Below are 18,888 nucleotides of genomic sequence, written 5' to 3' on the forward strand. Positions count from 1 at the left end.
GATCTACATCGGCGTGCGCTGCTTTTTCCAGCCCCACTTGGGCCCCCCCATTCCGGCCGAGGAGCGGGGCGACTGGCGGCGCAAGTTTCGGTCGGTCAAGGCGGTAATTTTACCCGTCGTGATCGTCATCATGGTGCTGGGCTCCATCGTCTTCGGCGTCGCCACGCCCACCGAGGCGGCCGGCGTGGGCGTGCTGGGCGCCATCATTTCCGGCCTGGTCTATCGCCAACTGAGCCGGTCCGTGATCGTTGAGGCCTGCCTGAGGACCTTCCGACTCACCGGCATGATCATGTGGATCCTCTTCGGCGCCTATTGTTTCACCGCCGCCTATCACAGCATGGGCGCCCCCCACCTGATCGAGCACCTGATGGCGTATGTGCCCGGCGGCCGCTGGGGAACGATCATCTTTATCCAGATCATCATCTTTATCCTGGCCATGGTGCTGGACCCGGCCGGCATCATGATGATCTGCATCCCCATATTCCTGCCGGTGGTGACCGCCTACGGGTTCGACCCGATATGGTTCGGAATCCTCTTTATCATCAACATGGAAATCGGCTACATGACGCCGCCCTTCGGCTTCAACCTGTTCTATCTGAAGGGCATCGTGCCACCGTCGATCACCATGAAGGATATCTACAAGTCGATCATTCCCTTCGTCATTGTGGAGATCATCGGCTTCATCCTGATCATGATCTTCCCGGAGATTGCCACCTGGCTGCCGGATCTGTTCTTCTGACCAGATCAGCCTGACAGGCAACAAAAAAAGCCCGGCGGATATCCTCCACCGGGCTTTTTTATATCCATTTCCCGGCCGGCCCGAGGGCCCGCGACCGGGAGATGGGTTCAGACCATCAGGTTGTAGATGAACACGATCACCACGGCAATCGGGGTCACGAACCGGATCAGGTTGTACCACAGGCCGAAGGCGCCACCGGTCAGCGCCAGATCGGACTTGAGTGACTCCCGGGCCACGAACCAGCCGACGAACAGGGCCGTCAGCAGGCCGGACAGCGGCAACATGATGTTGGCGGTGACGTAGTCCAGCAGGTCAAAGATGGTCTTGCCCTCAAAACGGTCGAACATGGCCAGCGGGGTAATATCGGACCACACATTCAGGGACAGGATCGAGGCAATGCCCAGTGCCCAGCACAGCACACCCACCAGAACCGCGCTGCCGGTACGGGCAAGGCTGGTCTTTTCCTCAACCCACTCGACTACCGGCTCCAGCAGGGAAATGCCCGAAGTCCAGGCTGCGAACAGCAATAGCACGAAGAACAGGGCACCAAACAGGCTGCCAAAGGGCATGTTGCCAAACGCCAGCGGCAGGGTCTGGAAGATCAGACCGGGGCCGGCACCGGCTTCCAGACCATTGGCAAACACCACCGGGAAAATGGCCAGGCCCGCCAGCAGGGCAACCCCGGTATCCATGATCGCGACGCTGATGGCGGTACGGCCGATGGACACATCCGGGCCCAGATAGGAGCCGTAGGCCATCATGATCGCCATACCCAGGCTCAGGGTGAAGAAAGCGTGGCCGAGGGCAACCAGCACACCGCTGACGGTAAGAGCGCCGAAGTTCGGACTGAACAGGAAGCTGACCGCCTCACCGAAATGACCGGTGGTGGTGGCATAGCCCACCGCAACCAGCAGCAGGATGAACAGCGCCGGCATGAGGATGGTCGCAGCGCGCTCCAGACCACCCTTCAGACCCCGGGAAACCACCAGCACCACCAGTGCCATGAACACCGTGTGCCAGATCAGCAGTTGCACCGGGCTGCCGAGCAGGCCGCCGAACAGGTCACCGATGGACTCGGCGGTACCACCGGTAAAGTCACCGGCGGCGGCGTGGCCAATGTAGGAGGCGGCCCAACCACCAATCACCGAATAGAAGGAAAGGATGATAAAGGCAGCAAGCATGCCGACAATCGCCGAGATCCGCCAGAGCGGGGAGGCCAGGTTGCGCTCCGCCACCAGACGGAAGCTGGTGATCGGGTCGTGACGGCCGTTCCGGCCGATGAATACCTCGGCCATCATGATGGGAATGCCGATGATGGCGATACACAGCAGGTACACCAGGACAAAGGCGCCACCACCGTTCTCACCGGTGACGTAGGGGAATTTCCAGACGTTGCCCAGACCAACGGCAGAACCGGTAGCCGCCAGAATGAACGCCAGTCGGGACGACCAGAGGCCACGAGCGGTGTAATCGCCGTTACCCGACACGGAGTTGGATTGAGACATGTTGGTTTCCTCTGCTTTTGGCTAAGGAATTGAAAAAAAGATCGAGCGCCCGGGGCAGGCCCGGGCTGTTGGAGCGGGATTCTGCCAGCACTGGCGTGCCGATGCCAGTGCTGGCTGGGATCAGGTGGTAGCGGCCAGACGGGCCCGGGGATGGAAGCGGGCATTCACCCACAGGGAGAGCACGATGACCGCACCACCAATGGCGAGGCGCAGCAAATCCGCATCCCGGTTCCAGATCAACAGGTTAACCAGCAGGCCGGCCGGTACCAGCGCATTGTTCATGATTGCCAGGGTGCCGGCATCCACCTTGCACGCCCCCCGATTCCACAGGAACAGCCCCAGGCCCGAGGCGGCAAATCCGAGCCACGCCAGCACACCCCACTGCAGACCGGTGGACGGCAACCGCTCCGGGTTACCGAAGATCAGGAACGAAGGCAGGGCAATGATCAGCGCGCCGAAGAAGAAATAACCGAAGGTCCGGAACGAGCCCAGATCCAGCGGATACCGCTGCATCACGTGCTTGTAGCCCACCTGGCCGGCGGCAAAGGTAAAGTTGGCCACCTGCAACAACAGGAAGCCGGTGACAAAGTCCTGGCTCAGGCCGTCATACCGGATGATCCCCGCCCCAAGGGTGGCAATGGCCGCAGCCAGCAGGGCCACCGGCGAAAAACGGCGGAACAGCGCGTCATCGATCAGGGTTACATACAGGGGCGTGAAAATGGTGAACAGCAGGACTTCCGGAACCGTCAGGTAGCTGAACGAGCGGTAAAGACACAGGTAGGTCACCCCGAACTGCAGCATACCGGTCACCAGAATACCCAGCTTGAGTCCGGACGGCACACCGCGCCAGCGGGTAAAGGGCAGAAAGATCAGTGACGCGATCAGAACCCGTGTCAGCACCGCAAAATCACTGTCTACTTGCCCGGCGAGGAATTCTCCTATCAGGCTGAAGGAGAATGCCCAGAGAACCGTAACAAAAATCAGCAAACCCATGTTGATAATCTCTCCCATTAACCGAGGCGCGTACTTTAACCGCTTTTCCGGTAGGATGCAGGCCTCTTTCATACCACGGATACCAAAGGGCCGATCGCCGCGATGGACGAAACCCACCAGCCATTACCCGAAGCCCGGCAACCGCTACTGAGCCGGGTCCTTGCCGAGTGGCGTACCCTGGCCATTCTTGGCGGACCGATCCTCATCGCGCAGGTTGCCCAGATGGCGAACGGGGTGATCGATACCGTCATGGCCGGTCATGCCAGCGCCGAGGACCTGGCCGCCGTGGGTATCGGCAGCAGCCTGTGGATGCCGCTGTTCCTGTTTTTCATGGGGGCCTTGAGCGCCCTGCAACCGATCATCTCCGGCTACAACGGCGCAGGCAGCCGCGAAAAGATCATGCCGGCCACCTGGCAGGGCCTCTACCTCGCCGCCGGCGGCTCGGTGATCATGATCCTGTTGCTGATCAATGTGAAGCCGGTACTCACACTGCTGGAACTGGACGCCAATACCACCCGCATCACCCAGGGTTACCTGGATGCCTTTGCCTGGGGCGTTCCGGCCATATTGCTGATGGCTGCCTTGAGAGGACTGACAGATGGTCTGGGGCATACCCGGGTGATCATGGCGTTCTCAGTACTCAGCACCCTGATCAACCTGCCCCTGAACTACATCTTCATTTATGGCAAGCTCGGGCTTCCGGCCATGGGTGGCATAGGGTGTGGCTGGGCCACCTCATTATCCAATGGCTTTGCTGCGATGGCGATGCTGGTCTACCTGAACCGGAGCCGGGTGTACCGGAGCTTCCACCTGGTTGCCGATTGGGCCGCCCCGAACCGGGCGGGTCTGGATTACATCCTGCGTATCGGCGTGCCGATCGGCTTCACCATTTTCGTGGAAGCCAGCATGTTCGCGGTCATTGCCCTGTTCCTGGCGCCCCTCGGTCCGGTGGTGGTCGCGGGCCACCAGATTGCCCTGAACGTGGTGTCGCTGCTGTTCATGTTGCCATTGAGTCTGGGCATGGCACTGACCCTGAGGGTGAGCTTCCTTATCGGTGCCCGGGCGCCGGACAGTGCCCGGCTCATTTCCCGCAGCTCACTGGTGTTGGCGGCAGCCATTGCCCTGGTCTTTGCCACCCTGCTTTACACCTTTTCCCCGGAAATTGCCGCGTTGTATTCGGGGGAGGCAGACGTTCGTTCGGTCACTGTCGCCCTGCTGGGCTTTGCCGCGCTGTTCCAGGTGGCCGATGTGGTACAAGTAACCTGCATCAGCGCCCTGCGGGGTTACAAGGACACCCGGATTCCCATGTTCATCATGCTGTTTTCGTTCTGGGGAATTGGCCTGCCGCTGGGTTATACCCTGACCTTCACGGACTGGATCGTGCCCGCCATGGGGGCAGCCGGCTTCTGGGTGGGTCTGACCTGTGGCCTGACCTCTGCAAGCCTGCTGCTGGCCTGGCGCCTTTTTCGCTATAGGCCGAATCAGGCCGACTGAGGCACTCCCCGAACCCCGGGCTCCGCGAACACTGCCTGGTCCCGGCCGGCCTCCTTGGCCTGGTACAGGGCATCGTCGGCCCGGGCAAGCCAGCTTTCCACGCGTTCACCCCAATCCAGCTCGGCGACTCCGAAGGACGCAGTGATTGAACCTCCCGGATGCTTCACATGGTTGCGCAGCAGCTGCTGCACGTTGCCGATCACCGTCTTGAGCCCCGACCCATCGATGGCCGGGAGCAGCAGAACGAACTCTTCACCACCATAGCGGAACAGCTGATCGGACTTCCGGGTGTTCCTTCGGAGCACATTGACCAGATTGACAAGAACCGCATCACCGACACTGTGACCATACTCGTCATTGATCTGCTTGAAATGATCGATATCCAGCAGGATCAGGGCACAGGAAATACCGGTCCGGCTGGCATGGGCCTGGGCAATGGCCAGTTCCTCGTCCATGGCCCGCCGGTTCTTCACACCGGTCAGCGGATCGATAATGGCCAGATGTTCCAGACGCCGGCGCTGATCCTCATTGCGACTGGCAAAGACAAAGGTGCAGGCACTGACCACCAGGACAGTGGAGATGAAGGAGCCCATCTGTTCAAGGCTGGAGAAATCCCCCAGGGCAACCATCAGCACCACTGCGGCGACATTGATGGCGATGGCGACCCGGGGTTGGGTCAGAAAGAAACTGGTAATCAGGCAAGGATAGAGCCAGAACAGCCCGGGGTCACCCACCAGGCCCGCCACCACAACGGCCCCGAATGAGGCCACAATGGCCATCACGAACCCGCTGCGCCGGGTATCGCCGGTCATCCACGCATAGACCACACCGCCGCAGACGCCACAAAGGATCAGGACATCAACCACGCCCGTCACCACATCGCCCTGGTGAAAGCGCAATACGGCAAAAGGCGTGATACCCAGAAAGGCGCTCAGCCCCAGCAAGGTAATGATGGAAAGGCGGAAATCCGATCTAAGGCGTTGAAACATGGGAAAAGGTTTCCGACAAGGGTCGCGTGGTGGTCTCAAGCGTAGCTGAACAGGCCCGACAGGTCGTCATGTCTGGCTATTTTTTAACAATGTTTCATGGTGCATACAGGTTAGTACGCAACATTTCACCGAACAGACCGAAACCCCACACAATTTACATGGGTTTGATAACGTAACTCCGCATTCCGGAAACCAAAATTTACCAAGCAGTAAAAAACGGGCATCTATACTGGGATCAGCTGAAAATTCACGGTTACGGTTGTCTATGTCCAACGCCCCTACTCCCCAGTCAGATCAGGAAGTGCTCAACGCCCGCCTCGAACAGGCGAACCAGCAACTGCTGCAGTCCGAAAAACTGGCTGCCATTGGCCAGCTAGCCGCCGGCGTCGCCCACGAGATCAACAACCCCGTAGGCTACGTCTATTCAAACCTGCAAACCCTGGACACCTACCTCAATGATCTTTTCCGTTTGACCGAAGCGGTGGACAGCGCCAGGTCCCTGGACGATCTCCGGCTGATCAAGCAGAACATTGACTACGATTATCTGAGGGACGATCTACGGGATCTGCTCGCGGAGTCCCGGGAGGGTATCGAGCGGGTCAAGACCATCATCGCGGCGATGAAGGACTTCTCCCACATCGAGGAGGAAGAGTTCAAGCCGGCGGATATCCATCGGGGCATCGAAACCACGCTGAACGTGGTCAACAACGAACTGAAATACAAGGCCGAGGTGGTGCGGGAGTTCGGTGAACTACCAGACGTGGAGTGCATCATTTCCCAGATCAACCAGGTGGTGATGAACCTGCTGGTCAACGCCGCCCACGCGATTGAAAGCTTTGGCCGGATCACCATTCGCACCCGCCAGGAAGATGACACTGTCGTCATCGAGGTTCAGGACACGGGCAAAGGCATCTCGCCGGAGCACCGGCACCGGATTTTCGAACCGTTCTTTACCACCAAGCCGGTCGGCAAAGGTACGGGACTGGGTCTTTCCCTGTCTTTCAACATTATCGAAAAACATCAGGGCAGCCTTGACCTGGAAAGCACGTCCGGTGAAGGCACCTGCTTCCGCCTGACTTTGCCGGTCACTCAGCCAGACACCGTTAACGAATAACCCCGGCGACACGGAGAAGAGCCATGATCAAGATCCAGCTGGTGGACGATGAACGCAACATTCTCAGCGCCTTGCGCCGGCTGCTCAAACCCGAGGGCTGGGAAGTCCACACCTACGACAATGTCGAGGAAGCGCTCGGCAGCCTTCTGGAACACGAGTACGCGGTGATTGTCTCGGATTACCGGATGCCTACCGCCGACGGCGTCACCTACCTGCAGTTTGCCAAACAGCGTCAGCCGGATGCCATCCGCCTGGTGCTCAGCGCCTACGGTGACCGGGACTCCATGATCAAGGCCATCAACCAGGCCGAGGTGCATCGGTACCTGTCCAAGCCCTGGGAAGACCATGAGGTGGTAAGCGCCATCCGCTCCGCCATCGACCTGTATCAACTGAAACAGGAAAACCAGCGCCTGCGGGAGGAAAACGAACGACAGAAAAACATGCTCCGGGCCCGTGAGGCAGAACTGTTGCGACTGGAAACAGAGAACCCGGGCATCACCAGGGTCCAGCGGGATGCCGATGGCTTGGTGCTGATTGGCGACCATGACTGAACCGGACCTACGCAATGCCTGATTTCAGCCCGGAAGATAACAAGCTCGCCCTGAAGGTGGTGTTCTACGGCCCAGCCCTGAGCGGCAAGACCACCAACCTGGTGCAGCTGCATTCCCTGCTCAATCCCGAGCGGAAAGGTGAGCTTATGGTGCTCGAGACCCGGGACGACCGTACCCTGTTTTTCGACATGCTGCCTCTCGGTCTTCGCAGTCGCTCCGGTCTGGACCTCAGGCTCAAGCTCTATACCGTGCCCGGGCAGGTCCAGCACGACAGTACCCGAAAGGCGGTATTGTCCCGGGCCGATGGCGTGATATTCGTGGCCGACTCCCAGGTCGCACAGCAGGACAACAACGCCATTGCTTTCGGCAACCTGGAGGACAACCTGGACAAAGTGGGCCTGGATATCGACACCCTGCCCATGGTGGTGCAATTCAACAAGCGGGACCTGCCCGCGGTGGTGGACGAGACCGAACTCCAGTCCCGCTGGGCCGGCACGCCCTGGGCGCCGCTGGCCATGGCCTCCGCGCTGCAGGGCAAGGGTGTTATCGAAACCTTCCGGTTCCTGCTCGATCGGCTTTATACGGGCGTCAATGCCGAGTTTGATCTTGCCGGCAGGCACGACATTGATCGGGCCAGCTTCATTAGCCGACTGAGTGCCAGTCACGGAGTGAATGATGCGTAACTTCGAGGACGATCCGACGCTGTCAGACCTGCTGACCCCGGATCAGATCCGTCGGCTGAGCGCCGGGTTGAGCGCCCTGTGCCGGGAACCGGTGACGATCAGCGAAAACCGCACCAGGGATGCCGTTCCGTTGGAATTCAACCTGGAAACCATCGGCTGGCTGAACGGTGGCGCCTCTGCCGGGGAACGTGAGGCCGCAGCCGAACTTGTGTCGTTCCTGATGTTGTTTGTGGCCAAATATCGGCTGGCCGCCAACATCCACCATGACACCACCGAAGCCAGCTATGCGGAGCTTCAACGCCAGAATGAGGCCCTCAGGGCCTCGGAGACAAAGTACCGGGAACTGTCTGACCAGTTGCAGCAGCAAGTGGAGGAGCAGGTCGCCGTGATCCGCCAGACCCAGCAGGAACTGTACGAGAGTGCCCGACTGCGTTCCGTCGGTCACCTGGCCGCCGGTGTCGCTCACGAGATCAACAATCCCGTCGGGTTTATCGGCAGCAACCTGCGGGTGGCCAGGGACTACCTGCAGAACCTGGAGCCCCTGCTGCCGGAAACCGCCGGGAACCGGGAACTGCTCGAAGATTTCAACGATCTGCTGAGCGAGTCGATCGAGGGTACCGATCGCATTGCCCACATCGTCGCCGATCTGAAGACCTTCTCCAGTATCGATCAGGCCGACAACGCCCTGTGCGACCTGAACAGCCTGCTGCAAAGTGCGATACACCTGATCCAGACCGAGTACGACCACTGCCTGAGCATCGGGGAGAACCTGGTAGAGCTTCCCAGTATCCCGGGCCATCCTTCCAGGCTGTCCCAGACCCTGTTCAATCTCCTGGACAATGCGGCCCAGGCAGTGGGTGACGATGGCCGTATCCTGGTCAGGACCCTGGCGGACAATACCGGTATCCAGGTGATCATCCAGGACAACGGCTGCGGCATACCGGAGGCGGTTCGCAGCCAGGTTTTCGATGCCTTTTTCACCACCCGGCCGGTGGGTTCCGGCACCGGCCTGGGGCTCACCGTGGCGCGGGATACCGTCCACGCCCACGGTGGCCAACTGACACTCGACAGCCAGGAGGGGGCGGGTACGCGCGTCGTCCTCACCCTGCCAGTTCAACAAGGTTCCTGAATGGCAAAACGCTACGCATCCCTGTTCTACGGAAACGACACCGACAAGCATCCGGACTCGAAGCCGGCCGAGAAGTCCGCGCCCTATCGCCTGCTGCTGGTGGACGACGAGCCCAACATCCTGGCGTCCCTGCGCCGTGTGTTCCAGCGGGAAAACTACGAACTACTGTTTGCCCGCAGTGCCGACGAGGCCCTGAAAATCCTGGAAAAGCAGCCGGTCGAGCTGATCATGACCGACTTCATGATGCCCGGCATGAATGGCAGCGAATTGCTCCGGGACGTCCGGGAGCGCTGGCCCCAGACCATTCGCATCATGCTCACGGGCCATGCCAACACCGATGCGGTGATGGGCTCGATCAAGGATGGCGCGGTCTATCGCTTCATCCTCAAACCCTGGAACGACGACGACATCCGCCTGACCATTGCCCTGGCGCTTGAGCAATACGAGCTGATGCAGCGGAACCGATCCCTGGAGCAACAGACCCAGAAACAGGGCCGGGACCTTGAGACCATCAGCAAGCTGACTGCCACTAACCGCAGCCAGCTCGCCATCCTGCTGCACAAGAAGGGCTGGCTCAATCCCCAGCAAATCCAGCAGCTGCATCGGGAAATGCAGAGCCAGAAGACACCGGTAGTGCGCCAGCTGCTCAAGCATGACTGGGTGGACTTTCAGAAGGTCTTCGAGTTGCTGCGGGACGAGATGCTGTTCGAGGAAGTGGATCTGCGTGAATTCCAGCCGGACCTCAGCCTGCTGTCCCTGATTCCGCAGAAGATCTGTACCCGCCAGCTGGTGCTGCCGCTGCGGGTCAGTGGCCAGCGGCTACGCCTGGCCATGGTGGACCCCATGGACATTAATCTGATCGACGAACTGGGGTTCATGACCGGCTACACCGTCCACCCCCTGCTGTGCGAAACCTCACAGATGCAGGCCAAGTTGGCCGAGATCTTCGGGGACACCAACGATCTGGAAGACATCACCACCAAGGTGGGCTCCGACGATCCCTATGAGGGTATCGAGATCGTCCTGGACGAAGACACCGACCAGGAGTCCCTGGAACAGTTGCTGGGCAGCTCCGAGGAACCGCCCGCAATCCGGCTGGTGAACGCCATCATCCTGGAGGCCCTGCGGCTGGGGGCAAGCGACATCCACATCCACCCCCGCACCAAGTCACTGGTGGTGCGCTACCGGATTGACGGGGTTCTGCAGGACAAGATCCACATCCCCACCAATCTGCTGATGTCGGTGGTCTCACGCATCAAGGTGATGGCCGAGCTGGACATCACCGAACGGCGGAGGCCCCAGGACGGCCGGATTACCGTCAAGACCCCGATGCGCATTGTCGACCTGCGGATCTCCACCCTGCCCACCATCAACGGCGAAAAGGTGGTCATGCGGGTACTGGAGCGCCAGTCCTCGGCGCAGTCCCTGGAAGACCTCGGCTTGTCCCAACACAACCTGGCCCGGCTCAAGCATGTGATCGCGAAGCCCCAGGGCATCATCCTGGCCACCGGCCCCACCGGCAGCGGTAAGACCACCACCCTGTATGCACTGCTGCAGCACAACGCCTCGCCGGAACGCAATTACGTCACCATCGAGGACCCGGTGGAGTTCCACGTTGACATGGCCGGCCAGGTACCGGTCAAGGACCGGATCGGACTGGATTTTGCCAGCGTGCTGAGGGCAATCCTGCGCCAGGATCCCGATGTGATCCTGCTGGGCGAGATACGGGACGAGGAAACGGCTGATGTGGCGTTCCACGCGGCGATGACCGGCCACCTGGTCTATTCCACCCTCCATACCAGTTCCGCCGCCGCCACCGTGGCGCGGCTTCTGGACCTGGGCCTGAAGCCCTTCGTGTTGGCCTCGGCGCTGGAAGCGATCATTGCCCAGCGCCTTGTACGGCGGATCTGCACCCACTGCCGGGAGGAAACCGAACGGCCCACGGAGGCTCTTGAGCAGCTGGGGCCGCAGTTCCTGAGTGAGGAGCTGCGCTTCTACCGGGGCCGGGGCTGCGAGAAATGCCACAAAGGCTACAAGGGTCGGGTCGCCATCCACGAAGTGCTGACGATGAACGAAGAGCTCCGGATTGCCATTACCGAAGGCGCCAGCGCCATGCAGATCGAGACCCTGGCTCGGGAAAAGGGCATGATGGTGCTGCTGGACGATGCCCTGGAAAAACTCCGGGACGGCCTGACCACCGCCGACGAAATCCTGCGACTGCTGGGGCCCCAGGTACTCCATGGTTAACACGCTCAAGCGACCGGCCTTCTGGTACTGCCTGACCCTGAGCCTGGCCATTTCCCTCGGCTCGGTGGGCCTCTTCATCCTGATCGATTTCGTCGTCAGCGGCCCGGAAAGCGTCGGCCGGCTGGCGCTGCGCCCCGGTGGTGGACTGGTCGCCCTGGCCCTTTGCGCCACCTTCCTGGCGCTCTTGCTACGCTATCGCTGGCTCGCGACCGGCCTGGGCCTCGGCCTCATTGCCCTTGGCTCGCTGCTGACGCTGGCACCCCGTTTACCCGAGAGCGACTGGCTGGACATCGCCGCGCTCAACCCGTTACTGCTGATGGTTATTCTGCTGATCAGCCTGAGCGGACTGGCCGCCATGCATCTCTCCCGGGGCTGGTTTGTCGGGCTGGTCTGCGGCCCGATGGTGTTCGGCCTTGGTTTGCTGTCGCTACTGTCCCACTGGTATCCGGGATTGTCCGCCCTGGGGCTGGGCAATTTCACCGAATCCACCCTGGTTCTCAGCCCGCTGGTCATGCTCGTGGGCTTGACCCTGCCGTTCCTGTATTCCATCTATCACAGCAAAGTACAGTTCTATTCCAAGGGTCTGCTCGTACTTGGCATTCTAGGCATCCTGGTCACCACCCTGAGCTGGCACGCCTTGCGCCTGCAATCCGGCGAGCGTCTGATCGAACGGGCCGAGTCACTGACGGGCCAGCTTGAGGCCTCCGGCAACTCCGAGTTCGACATGAAGCTTGCCCTCGTCCGTCGCTTGGCCGAGCGCTGGGAGCTGCTCGACGGTGTTCCATCGAAGACGTTCTGGGCGCAGGAGGTGAGCAGCTACCTCCGTGACTTCCCGGACCTTCGGCTGATCACCATCCTCAACCGGGAACACAGCCCGGTGCGCACCGAATCCCGCACCCTCGACTACCGGGGCTGGCTGGAAATCTTCCTGTCGGACGAGCGAAACCTGGATTGGCTCGATCACACCATCGAGTCCCGCAACGCGCATCTCAGTGCACCACTGGTGGACAATCAGGACCGTTATCACGCGGCCATTGCCGTTCCGATCACTCCCGGCCCGAGTTATTCGTGGTCAGTTCTTGCCGTGGTGGATCTCCAGACCGTCTACGAGAAGTTGACGGCCCACTATGATGGCAGCCTGCATATCAAGGTGTACCATCACGACCAGGCCGTCTTCGATAGCGCACCGGATATTCCCCCGACCCAGGAATCGCTGCTGGCCTCCCATCGGATCACACCCCACCACGACAGTGAACGCAGGATCGAGGTCTACACTCGCAGAGGCAGCCTTCCCCCGGGCGAACTCTACCTGCCGCCGGCGGTACTGTTCACCGGCCTGGGACTGAGCTTCCTGGTGATGCTGTCGCATTTTTTCTGGCGTCAGTCCGAACAACGAGCCCGAAGCCTGGCGGAACTGAACGAAGTGCTGAACCAGCACCTGGAAGAGGAACGGGAGCTGCGGACCACCAACGAAACCCTGTCCCGGGAACGGGACCAGTTTTTCGCACTGTCGCCGGACATGTTCTGCATCGTTAACCTGAACAGCCATTTCTTCGAGCTCAACGAAACATTTGTCCACACCCTGGGCTACACCCGGGAGCAACTGCTGGGCAGTTCCTATATGGATCTGATCCATGCCGAAGACCACGAGAAAGTCGTCCGGGCGGTGCAAGCACTGACCGAGGGCCATGAGGTCATGGACCTGCTGGTCCGGGCGCTGGACTATGAAGGCAACCCGCACTGGTTGCAGATCAATGCCATCCTCAGTGCCGACGACCTGATCTATGTGGTTGCCAGGGACACCACCGAACAGCTGGCGATTGAAGAAAAGCTGAGGGAAAACGAAGCCCTGCTCAAACTGGCCGAGCGCCTGGCGCTGCTGGGCGGCTGGGTAGTGGACCTGTCAACCGGCAAATCGGTCTGGTCTGATGCCGTCTGCGACATCCACGAAATTCCCCGGGGCCAGGCGCCGGACGTGGAGGGTGCCATCAATTTCTATGTCGACGAACACCGGGAGCAGATCCGGGCAGCGGTTGTGCTTTGCGCGGAAACCGGCATTCCGTTCGATGAGGAGCTGCAGATACGCACCGCCAAGGGCAACCTGCGCTGGGTCCGGTCCATCGGTCATGCGGTGCAGGACGATGAGGGCAAGGTGGTGAAGCTCCAGGGCGCGTTCCAGGACATCACCGCCAGCCATCAGGCGATGGAGCAGATCCGGCGCTATGCGGAACGACAGGCGAACATCTTCGAGAGTATCACCGATGCTTTCTTTACCCTCGATACCGACTGGCGCTTTACGTACGTCAACCGAAAGTCAGAGGAACTCCTCCACAAAAAGCGGGAAGATCTGATCGGACACAGTCTGTGGGAAATGTTTCCCGAGGCCATCGGGACAGAATTCGATGACCAATATCGCCATGCCATGGAAACCGGCGAATCCGTTTCTTTTGAAGCGTATTACGCGCCCCTGGATAATTGGCTCGAAGTCAGCGCCTACCCGTCCGACGAGGGCCTCGCGGTCTACTACCGCAGCATCCGGGAGCGCAAGGAAGCCCAGAAAAAACTGGAAGCGGCGATGGCCGAGCTGGAACGAAGTAACCGTGAACTCCAGGACTTCGCATTCGTGGCGTCCCACGACCTGCAGGAACCCCTGCGCAAGATCCAGGCTTTCTCCGACCGACTGATGACCAAATCCGACCAGTTCGGCCCGAGCGAACAGGACTACCTCAACCGCATGCAGTCTGCTGCCGGGCGCATGCAACAGCTGATCGAGGATCTGCTGAGTTACTCCCGGGTCACCACCCGCGCCAAGCCGATGGCGCTGTGCCACACCGATGACGTTCTCGCAGGCGTGCTGCAGGATCTGGACACCGCCATTACCCGGGAGCAGGCCCGCATCAAGGTTCAGCCGCTGCCAGACCTGGTGGGAGACGCGACACAGCTGCGCCAGGTGTTCCAGAATCTGCTCAGCAACGCTGTCAAATTCCACGCCCCCGGCACACCACCTGAAATTTCCGTCTATGCTGAGGATGTCAGTGACTCGGGCTGGACGCTGGTGGTGCAGGATCGGGGGATCGGATTCGATCCACGCTACACCCAGAAACTGTTCCATCCGTTCCAGCGCCTGCATAGCCGGGAAGGGTATGTGGGTACCGGGATTGGCATGGCTATCGTGAAAAAAATCCTGGATCGCCACGGTGCGGAGATCACCGTGGTTAGTGCACCCGGCGAAGGAACCACGTTCCGGATCCGGTTCACAAGTAGTCCTGCACAGGAGCAGAGCAAGGATGGATAGACCTGGAAAACCCGCCCTGGTGGTGGTTGCCGATGACGACCTGGATGACTGCCTGATGATCCGGGAAGCCTTCGAGGACCAGTGTGCTGACTGCACCCTGTGTTTTGTCCACGACGGCGAAGAACTGATGGATTTGCTTCACGGCCGGCATCCGGACCGCGAGGGCCAGATCTGCCCGGTTCCGGACCTGTTGCTGCTGGACCTGAACATGCCGCTCAAGGATGGCCGCCAGTCCCTGCAGGAGATCAAGTCGAATCCCCGGCTGCAGGTACTGCCTACGGTCATCATGACCACATCCAGTGATCAGGATGACCGGGACTTCTGCCAGCAGCGGGGCGCTAACGACTATATCGTCAAGCCCAGAAAATACAGCGATCTGCTGGATGTCGTAGAGTCACTCACAAAACAGTGGATTAACAAGGCACATGACTGATCCGATGCTCAGTGTCCTGCTCATCGAGGACGACGAAGACGATTACCTGATCACGCGGGATCTCCTGCACGACGTCAGCCCCTCAGGTGTTGAACTGATCTGGCGCGACACCATGTCTGCCGGGCTCGAAATCCTGGAGCAGGAGCGGATCGATGTCACCCTGGTGGATCTCCGTCTGGGCCCGGATTCCGGCCTGGACGTCATCCGGGAAGCCCAGGACAGAGGGATTACGTCCCCCTTTATCCTGCTCACCGGCCAGGGGGACGCCGATCTGGATGCCCGGGCGGTGGAACTGGGCGCAACGGATTACCTGGTCAAAGGCCGACTGGATGGCCATACCCTGATTCGCAGCATTCGCTATGCGGCAGACCGGGCCGCCGCCAACGAGGACCTGGCCAGCAGTGAGGCCCATTACCGCCTGCTGTTCGAAAACAATCCCGCGCCCATGTACCTGGTGCAGCCGGAATCGGGGCGTATCGAATCCATGAACCGCGCCGCCATGGCACTCTATGGCTTCAGGGCCGAAGATGCCGTTGACCTGTCACTGCCGAATCTGCGGTGCAATACCAGCCCCGTTCCCCGGGAAGGCGTCATCCTGCGTGAGGGCAGCGCCCTGGAGGAACACCGGACCCGGAACGGCGATAGCCTGTATGTTGAACTCCTGACCGAGCGTATTGTTCTCGATCATCATCCCCTCGATCTGGCGATGGTCACCGACATGACCAGGCAGATCGATAACAACCGCCGGCTGCGCCTGCTGCAACAGTGCATCGAATCCAGCTCCAACGGCATTGTCATCGCCGATGCCCAGAAACCGGACATGCCGCTGGTGTATGTGAACCCCACGTTCGAGCGTATCACCGGCTTCAGCCCGGAGGAAGCGGTGGGGCGCAATTGCCGGTTCCTTCAGGGCTATAGCGACGATCCCAGCAACGAACCGGCGCTCACGGAGATACGCAAGGCCCTCGCCACCGGCGGTGAGACATCCGTGGTGCTACGCAACTTCCGCAAGGACGGCACGCCCTTCTGGAACGACCTGTACCTGTCACCGATCAGGAACGACGAGGGCGAAGTAACTCACTTTGTCGGGGTTCAGAATGATATTTCCGAGCGCAAGGATGTCGAGAACCAGCTGGCCTACAACGCCAGCCATGATGTGCTCACCCAGCTGCCCAACCGGGCACTTCTGGAGGATCGCCTGGAACAGGCCTGCCGCTTCGCACAGCGCCACGGGCGAACCCTGGCCCTGCTGTTCATCGACCTGGACGGCTTCAAACTGATCAATGACTCCCTCGGCCACCGCACCGGTGACAAACTGCTGATTGAGGTGGCCCGCCGTCTCAAGGAAGTCTGTCGGACCGGCGATACCGTGGCCAGGGTCAGTGGTGACGAGTACGTGATGTTGTTGCCAGACCTGACCCGCAACGACGATGCCCTGATGGTGGTCGAGCAGATCATGCGCGCGCTTTCTGCGCCCTATAACGTCAACGACGAAAACCTGCACCTGACTGCCAGCATCGGCATCGCCACCACCGACGGCAATATCAGCCAGCCCACAGAACTGATCCAGCAGGCCGACCTGGCCATGTACCGGGCCAAACAGATGGGACGGAACACCTATCAATGGTTTTCCGAGCAGCTCAATACCGAGGCCAGCTACCGGGTCAAGCTGCGCAACGAGCTACAGGATGCCATCGACAATGATCGACTCACCCTCTTTTACCAGCCACTGATCGATTCCCGAACCGGCAAGGCCCGGGCGGTGGAAGCCCTGGTGCGCTGGGATCATCCGGAGCGGGGTCTGGTGTCACCCGGGGATTTCCTGCCCCTGGCGGAAGAGACCGGTCAGATCATTACTCTGGGCCAGTGGGTCTTGGAGCAGGCCTGCCGAGACATGCTCCGACTTCATAAGGCCGGGTTCAAGGACTGCACAGTAGCCGTTAACGTGTCACCCATGCAGGTACGCAAAGCCGGGTTTATTAACGCCGTAAGCGATACTCTGGAAGCCTCCGGCCTGCCGCCGGAAGCCCTGGAACTGGAAATTGTCGAGTCGGCGGTGCTCTACGACGCCGACCAGGTGATCAAGACCCTGCATGATCTGAGAGATCTCGGAGTAGGCATTGCCATCGACGATTTCGGCACCGGTTTTTCCAGTCTCAGCTACATCAAGCTATTGCCGGCCGGCAAGATCAAGATCGACCGATCTTTCATCCGGGATGTCATCCAGGACCGCAGCGACGCCGCCATCACCCAGGGGGTGATTTCCATGGCACATCACCTGTCCCTGGAGGTGGTGGCGGAAGGGGTGGAAACCGACGCCCAGGCCGCATTCCTGCGCCGGAACCAGTGCGATCTGCTCCAGGGGTTCCTGTTCGCCCGACCAATGCCCCTCAACCTGCTGGAAGAATACATGCACACCCGGGGCGGCTACGCCAACACGACTGCCGATGATCAGGACAGCCTGGAAAAAACCCTATTGTTGCTGGACGATGAAACGAACATTCTGCGGGCACTGACCCGGGTGCTTCGCGGGGATGGCTACCGGATCCTGACCACCACCAGCGTGCATGAAGCCTTCAGCCTGCTGGCGGAGAACGATGTCCAGGTCATCATCTCGGATCAAAGAATGCCGGAAATGTCGGGCACGGAGTTCCTCAGCCGGGTGAAGGCGATACACCCGGAAACTGTCCGCATCGTGCTATCCGGTTACACCGATCTGAAATCGGTGACGGATGCCATTAACGAGGGCTCGATCTACAAGTTCCTGACCAAGCCCTGGGATGACAAGCAGATTCGGGAGCACGTACAGAAGGCCTTCCAGTATCACCGGGCCCTTCAGGGCTGATCAGATCAGCCCCAGGGCCTTGGCATGGTGGTTCAGGTGATCGTCGATGAACGAGGCGATGAAGAAATAACTGTGGTCATAGCCCCGGTGCATACGCAGGTTGATGTGGTGATGAAACTTTTCACAGATATCCGCCAGCACCTCCGGGTTGAGCTGGGTCTCGAGAAACTCGTCGGCGGTACCCTGGTCCACCAGCAGCGGCAGCCGCTCCCGGGCCGTGGGAATCAGCAGGGTGGCATCCCACTGCTCCCAGCTTGATCGGTCCTCACCCAGGAACCCGCTGAACGCCTTCTGACCCCACGGGCATTCTATGGGGTTGGCAATCGGCGCAAAAGCAGAAACCGACTGGTATCGCCCCGGATTCTTCAGGGCACAGATCAGGGCCCCGTGCCCACCCATGGAGTGACCACTGACTGACCGCTGATCCGTCACCGGAAACTCATTCTCCACCAGTTGCGGCAGTTCCTTCACCACGTAATCGTACATTCGGTAATGGGGTGCCCAGGGTTGCTGGGTGGCATTGATATAGAATCCGGCGCCGGTGCCAAAGTCGTAGCTGTCATCCTCTCCCGGCAGATTGAGTCCCCGGGGACTGGTGTCCGGGCAGACGATGGCCAGACCCAGCCGGGCCGCCAGCTTCTGAGCACCGGCCTTCTGCATGAAGTTCTGGTCGGTGCAGGTCAGCCCCGACAGCCAGTAGAGTACCGGTGCCGGTTTAGGCGAGCTGCCCACGGCAGAAGGGGGTAGAAACACCGCGAATTCCATATCGCATTCGAGGCTCGCGGAGGTGTGGCGGTAACGGCGATGCTCGCCATCGAAGCAAACGTTGCAAGATAGCAGTTCCATAAAGGATCCCGGTCTGAAAAGGTGA

At 60.3% G+C, this 18,888-nt stretch carries 14 protein-coding genes; 10 read left to right on the forward strand and 4 right to left on the reverse strand.

Features of this window, described 5'->3' with window-relative positions; all coding sequences use genetic code 11:
• Nucleotides 1–739, forward strand: a 739-nt coding sequence (locus R6W86_RS01090; RefSeq protein ID WP_410327554.1) for a TRAP transporter large permease subunit, incomplete at its 5' end; no start/stop codon positions are given.
• Between the two features lie 107 nt (nt 740–846).
• Here R6W86_RS01090 and R6W86_RS01095 read toward each other — a convergent pair.
• Both R6W86_RS01095 and R6W86_RS01100 read right to left on the reverse strand, forming a co-directional pair.
• A complete protein-coding gene (locus tag R6W86_RS01095) occupies nt 847–2,244 on the reverse strand; it encodes a sodium-dependent transporter (RefSeq protein ID WP_410327555.1) in 1,398 nt (465 codons plus the stop codon).
• A 120-nt stretch (nt 2,245–2,364) separates the two neighbouring features.
• Nucleotides 2,365–3,237 (reverse strand): carboxylate/amino acid/amine transporter, encoded by an 873-nt coding sequence (locus R6W86_RS01100; RefSeq protein ID WP_410327556.1) that lies wholly within the window; start codon nt 3,235–3,237, stop codon nt 2,365–2,367.
• Nucleotides 3,238–3,339: 102 nt separating this feature from the next.
• Between R6W86_RS01100 and R6W86_RS01105 the strand changes: the two genes are divergently transcribed.
• The gene (locus R6W86_RS01105; protein ID WP_410327557.1) at nt 3,340–4,731 is read left to right on the forward strand and encodes an MATE family efflux transporter; all 1,392 of its coding nucleotides are present in this window, start codon (nt 3,340–3,342) and stop codon (nt 4,729–4,731) included.
• Here R6W86_RS01105 and R6W86_RS01110 read toward each other — a convergent pair.
• Nucleotides 4,719–5,720: a GGDEF domain-containing protein gene (locus R6W86_RS01110; protein ID WP_410327558.1), complete on the reverse strand. Its 1,002-nt coding sequence runs from the start codon at nt 5,718–5,720 to the stop codon at nt 4,719–4,721. The genes R6W86_RS01105 and R6W86_RS01110 overlap by 13 nt on opposite strands.
• Nucleotides 5,721–5,985: 265 nt before the next feature.
• On the opposite strand from R6W86_RS01110, the gene R6W86_RS01115 reads away from it, so the two are divergent.
• The 8 genes from R6W86_RS01115 to R6W86_RS01150 are packed head-to-tail and all read left to right on the forward strand — an operon-like array spanning nt 5,986 to nt 18,017.
• Nucleotides 5,986–6,834, forward strand: a complete 849-nt coding sequence (locus tag R6W86_RS01115) for an ATP-binding protein (RefSeq protein ID WP_410327559.1) — start codon at nt 5,986–5,988, stop codon at nt 6,832–6,834.
• Nucleotides 6,835–6,857: 23 nt separating this feature from the next.
• Nucleotides 6,858–7,385 (forward strand): response regulator, encoded by a 528-nt coding sequence (locus R6W86_RS01120; protein WP_410327560.1) that lies wholly within the window; start codon nt 6,858–6,860, stop codon nt 7,383–7,385.
• Between the two features lie 14 nt (nt 7,386–7,399).
• The gene (locus R6W86_RS01125; protein WP_410327561.1) at nt 7,400–8,068 is read left to right on the forward strand and encodes a GTP-binding protein; all 669 of its coding nucleotides are present in this window, start codon (nt 7,400–7,402) and stop codon (nt 8,066–8,068) included.
• On the forward strand, nt 8,061–9,197 hold the full coding sequence (locus tag R6W86_RS01130; protein ID WP_410327562.1) for a sensor histidine kinase: 1,137 nt from the start codon (nt 8,061–8,063) through the stop codon (nt 9,195–9,197). The genes R6W86_RS01125 and R6W86_RS01130 overlap by 8 nt, the downstream gene beginning before the upstream one ends.
• A complete protein-coding gene (locus tag R6W86_RS01135; protein ID WP_410327563.1) occupies nt 9,198–11,444 on the forward strand; it encodes an ATPase, T2SS/T4P/T4SS family in 2,247 nt (748 codons plus the stop codon). It begins immediately after the preceding gene.
• Nucleotides 11,437–14,739, forward strand: coding sequence for a PAS domain-containing protein (locus R6W86_RS01140; RefSeq protein WP_410327564.1), 3,303 nt, complete (start codon nt 11,437–11,439; stop codon nt 14,737–14,739). Before R6W86_RS01135 ends, R6W86_RS01140 begins: the two co-directional genes overlap by 8 nt.
• The gene (locus R6W86_RS01145) at nt 14,732–15,172 is read left to right on the forward strand and encodes a response regulator (protein ID WP_410327565.1); all 441 of its coding nucleotides are present in this window, start codon (nt 14,732–14,734) and stop codon (nt 15,170–15,172) included. Before R6W86_RS01140 ends, R6W86_RS01145 begins: the two co-directional genes overlap by 8 nt.
• Nucleotides 15,165–18,017 (forward strand): EAL domain-containing protein, encoded by a 2,853-nt coding sequence (locus R6W86_RS01150; protein ID WP_410327566.1) that lies wholly within the window; start codon nt 15,165–15,167, stop codon nt 18,015–18,017. The genes R6W86_RS01145 and R6W86_RS01150 overlap by 8 nt, the downstream gene beginning before the upstream one ends.
• On the opposite strand, the gene fghA is transcribed toward R6W86_RS01150, so the two are convergent.
• Complete coding sequence (gene fghA / locus R6W86_RS01155) at nt 18,018–18,863, reverse strand: S-formylglutathione hydrolase (protein ID WP_410327567.1); 846 nt, start codon at nt 18,861–18,863, stop codon at nt 18,018–18,020.
• Nucleotides 18,864–18,888: the final 25 nt, after the last annotated feature.

The organism is Marinobacter sp., assembly GCF_046484525.1.
In the GTDB taxonomy this organism is placed as follows: domain Bacteria; phylum Pseudomonadota; class Gammaproteobacteria; order Pseudomonadales; family Oleiphilaceae; genus Marinobacter.

Bases quoted from the DNA above. Each gene is read 5' to 3' on its own strand.
- R6W86_RS01110 (WP_410327558.1), bottom strand. From the start codon at position 5,720: ATGTTTCAACGCCTTAGATCGGATTTCCGCCTTTCCATCATTACCTTG.
- R6W86_RS01135 (WP_410327563.1), top strand. From the start codon at position 9,198: ATGGCAAAACGCTACGCATCCCTGTTCTACGGAAACGACACCGACAAG.
- R6W86_RS01130 (WP_410327562.1), top strand. From the start codon at position 8,061: ATGCGTAACTTCGAGGACGATCCGACGCTGTCAGACCTGCTGACCCCG.
- R6W86_RS01100 (WP_410327556.1), bottom strand. From the start codon at position 3,237: ATGGGTTTGCTGATTTTTGTTACGGTTCTCTGGGCATTCTCCTTCAGC.
- R6W86_RS01145 (WP_410327565.1), top strand. From the start codon at position 14,732: ATGGATAGACCTGGAAAACCCGCCCTGGTGGTGGTTGCCGATGACGAC.
- R6W86_RS01120 (WP_410327560.1), top strand. From the start codon at position 6,858: ATGATCAAGATCCAGCTGGTGGACGATGAACGCAACATTCTCAGCGCC.
- R6W86_RS01150 (WP_410327566.1), top strand. From the start codon at position 15,165: ATGACTGATCCGATGCTCAGTGTCCTGCTCATCGAGGACGACGAAGAC.
- fghA (WP_410327567.1), bottom strand. From the start codon at position 18,863: ATGGAACTGCTATCTTGCAACGTTTGCTTCGATGGCGAGCATCGCCGT.
- R6W86_RS01140 (WP_410327564.1), top strand. From the start codon at position 11,437: ATGGTTAACACGCTCAAGCGACCGGCCTTCTGGTACTGCCTGACCCTG.
- R6W86_RS01115 (WP_410327559.1), top strand. From the start codon at position 5,986: ATGTCCAACGCCCCTACTCCCCAGTCAGATCAGGAAGTGCTCAACGCC.
- R6W86_RS01105 (WP_410327557.1), top strand. From the start codon at position 3,340: ATGGACGAAACCCACCAGCCATTACCCGAAGCCCGGCAACCGCTACTG.
- R6W86_RS01095 (WP_410327555.1), bottom strand. From the start codon at position 2,244: ATGTCTCAATCCAACTCCGTGTCGGGTAACGGCGATTACACCGCTCGT.
- R6W86_RS01125 (WP_410327561.1), top strand. From the start codon at position 7,400: ATGCCTGATTTCAGCCCGGAAGATAACAAGCTCGCCCTGAAGGTGGTG.